This window comes from Actinomycetota bacterium, from assembly GCA_040905475.1.
GTDB lineage: Bacteria > Actinomycetota > AC-67 > AC-67 > AC-67 > DATFGK01.
The window spans coordinates 1-2,522 of sequence record JBBDRM010000163.1; the positions used below are offsets into that span (position 1 = coordinate 1).

The 2,522-nt window shown below is 69.3% G+C and carries 5 protein-coding genes; all 5 read left to right on the forward strand.

Annotated features, from left to right (window positions below; all coding sequences use genetic code 11):
* Positions 1-41 precede the first annotated feature (41 nt).
* Positions 42-395: a hypothetical protein gene (locus WEB06_20145; protein ID MEX2557929.1), complete on the forward strand. Its 354-nt coding sequence runs from the start codon at positions 42-44 to the stop codon at positions 393-395.
* A gap of 125 nt (positions 396-520) precedes the next feature.
* Complete coding sequence (locus tag WEB06_20150; GenBank protein MEX2557930.1) at positions 521-1,192, forward strand: alkylmercury lyase family protein; 672 nt, start codon at positions 521-523, stop codon at positions 1,190-1,192.
* On the forward strand, positions 1,192-1,395 hold the full coding sequence (locus WEB06_20155; GenBank protein ID MEX2557931.1) for a rhodanese-like domain-containing protein: 204 nt from the start codon (positions 1,192-1,194) through the stop codon (positions 1,393-1,395). The genes WEB06_20150 and WEB06_20155 overlap by 1 nt, the downstream gene beginning before the upstream one ends.
* A gap of 3 nt (positions 1,396-1,398) precedes the next feature.
* Positions 1,399-1,932 carry a CBS domain-containing protein gene (locus tag WEB06_20160; protein ID MEX2557932.1) on the forward strand — a complete coding sequence of 178 codons (534 nt, stop codon included), beginning with the start codon at positions 1,399-1,401 and terminating at the stop codon, positions 1,930-1,932.
* Between the two features lie 21 nt (positions 1,933-1,953).
* The coding region (locus WEB06_20165; protein MEX2557933.1) for an NAD(P)-binding domain-containing protein at positions 1,954-2,522 on the forward strand (569 nt) is incomplete at its 3' end.

Sequence of the window (2,522 nt, forward strand, 5' to 3'; positions counted from 1 at the left end):
CCGACTGGATCCGGGAGGCGCTTCTCGAGGCGACGGCGTGAATGCCAGCCCGGGGCCAGACGCTTCCCCACTCGCGGCTTGAGAGCAAGGCGTGGCTTTCGAGCATCTCTTCGACGCCGAGCTCCGCTACCAGCCGGGAATGGCGCCCCTCCTCGAGGAGGGAGACGGCGTTCTCGTCGGCCAGCGGCGACGGCACGGTCGCCGGGCCCCTGCTCACCGGCGCGCTCCGCTGGACGCTCTTCGAGCGGCCCGGCGACCTCGTCTGCGCGATGAGCCCGACGCTCCGCATCGACACGCGCGACGGGGCGCAAATCCGCGCGGATGCTCGTGGCTTCGCTACCCGGCGTGCGACGGACGCGAGCGAGTGGCGGGTGGCGGCGACGCTCTGCTTCTAAACCGACGACGCTCGCTACGCGTGGCTCGACGGCGAGCTCGGACTGTGGGAGGGCCAATTCGATGCGGAGCGCCACCGCGCCAGCTACCGCGCCTACCTGCCACGCGCGACCGAGAAGGAGGACGAATGACCGTCAACTGGACCGATGCGCTGACGTCCGCGGCGATTCCGCGCGAGCGCTGGGGGACGCAGCGGCTCAGTGCCCTCACGGACGGCGAGCGCGAGTTCTACCGCTGGATCCTGAAGAGCTTCGGAGCCGGCACGCCGCCCGATCCTGACGAGCTCGCCGACGCCGCCTCCCGGTTCGAGCTCGCGGTCGAGCCCGCCCTCGAGCGGCTCCTGCAGTTCGACCTCGTTCACCACGATCCCGCCACGGGCGCCATCCTCGTCGCCTATCCCTTCTCGGGTCGGCCGACGGCGCATCGCGTCCGCCTCGACGGCCACGAGGTGTACGCGATGTGCGCAATCGATGCCCTGGGGATCGCACCGATGCTCGGCGAGCCGATCGAGATCGCCTCTCGCGATCCGCAGACAGGCGACCAGATCCGGGTCGAACTAGGGCCTGGCGGGCACGGGAGCTGGCGACCCAAGGAGACGGTCGTCGTCTCCGGCACCGCCGGAGGTGAAGAGTTGTGCGAATCCTGCTGTCCGGTCCTGAACTTCTTCGCTTCACCCGAGAGCGCAGAGCGCTGGTTGGGCCTGCACCCAGAGGTCCGCGGGACGCTGATCTCTGTGGAGGACGCGATCGCGGCAGGTCGCGCCGTCTTCGGCGACCTCCTCGACGGAGCGGTGATCTGATGGCGACCAAGATCGATCGCGAGCAGGTGCAGCGGCTGATGGACGAGGGCGCGCAGCTGGTCGAGGTCCTGCCCCAGGCCGAGTACGAGGACGAGCATCTCCCGGGCGCGATGAACATCCCGCTCAAGGAGCTCGATCGGGAGCGGGCCGAGCGGCTCGACCGCGGCCGACCGGTGATCGTCTACTGCTACGACTGGCAGTGAGACATGAGCCCACGAGCCGCGTCGCGGCTCGAGAGCCTCGGTTTCGAGCGGGTCTACGACTACGTCGCCGGCAAGGCCGACTGGGGCAGCTTCGGCCTGCGCCTCGAGGGCGCCGAGCCGAGCGAGACGCGAGCTGGCGCGCACGTGCGCACCGACACGCCGAACTGCGCGCCGGACGATCGCCTGCTCAAGGTCTGCCACCGCCTCGACGAGACGGGCTGGGACACATGCTTCGTGCTCAACGAGGAGGGCGTCGTCCTCGGCCGCATCGGACGCCGAGCGATTCGCGGGAGAGCGGAGGTCAGAGCGGAGGACGCGATGACGCTCGGGCCGAGCACGATCAGGCCCAACGCGCGCCTTGAAGCGATGGTCGAGCGCATGCGCCGCCAGAGCCTGAAGAGCTTGCCTGTGACGATGTCCGACGGTCGGCTCGTTGGGCTCCTGACGCTCGCGGACGCCGAGATGGCGCTCGCTCGTTTGGGCGGCGGGAACGAGGAAGCATCGAGGCGGCCTCCGGAGGCATCGAAGCCTTCGTGATGCCAAGCGAAGGAGGTTGATATGAGAGTTGCGGTCGTCGGGACCGGGAACATGGCCACGGGCCTCGGCCGCCAATTCGCAGCTGGCGGGCACGAGGTGATCGTGGGATCAAGAGATCCGGAGCGCGCGAAAGCGAAGGCCGAGGAGATCGGAGCGGCCGGGCACGGAAGCTACGCCGAGGTGGTCGAGAAGACGGATGCATTCCTCCTCGCCGTCAACTGGTGGGACATCGAGGGCGTCTTCCCGCAGCTGGGGGACGTCGAGGGGAAGATCCTGATCGACTGCACGAACCCTTACACGGACAACACCTATTCGACGCCGGCGGACCTCGGCGGCCGCTCCGCGGCGGAGGTCATCCAGGAGCGCCTGCCGGAAGCGCGGGTGGTCAAGGCGTGGAACCACGTCTACGCGCAGATCGTGAACAGCTCGCCCGACTTCGGCGGCCGCGCCGCGTCCGTGCTTCTGGCGAGCGACGACGTGGAGGCGAAGCACGCCGTGGCCCAGCTCGCCCGTGACGCCGGGTACGACCCGTGGGACGCTGGCCCGCTCTGGTCGGCCTTCAACGTTGAGAAGGTGGCCGCGGTCATGGT

What these genes read in the sequence shown, in the direction of transcription:
- WEB06_20145 (MEX2557929.1), top strand. Translation starts at nt 42, where the DNA reads ATGCCAGCCCGGGGCCAGACGCTTCCCCACTCGCGGCTTGAGAGCAAG.
- WEB06_20150 (MEX2557930.1), top strand. Translation starts at nt 521, where the DNA reads ATGACCGTCAACTGGACCGATGCGCTGACGTCCGCGGCGATTCCGCGC.
- WEB06_20155 (MEX2557931.1), top strand. Translation starts at nt 1,192, where the DNA reads ATGGCGACCAAGATCGATCGCGAGCAGGTGCAGCGGCTGATGGACGAG.
- WEB06_20160 (MEX2557932.1), top strand. Translation starts at nt 1,399, where the DNA reads ATGAGCCCACGAGCCGCGTCGCGGCTCGAGAGCCTCGGTTTCGAGCGG.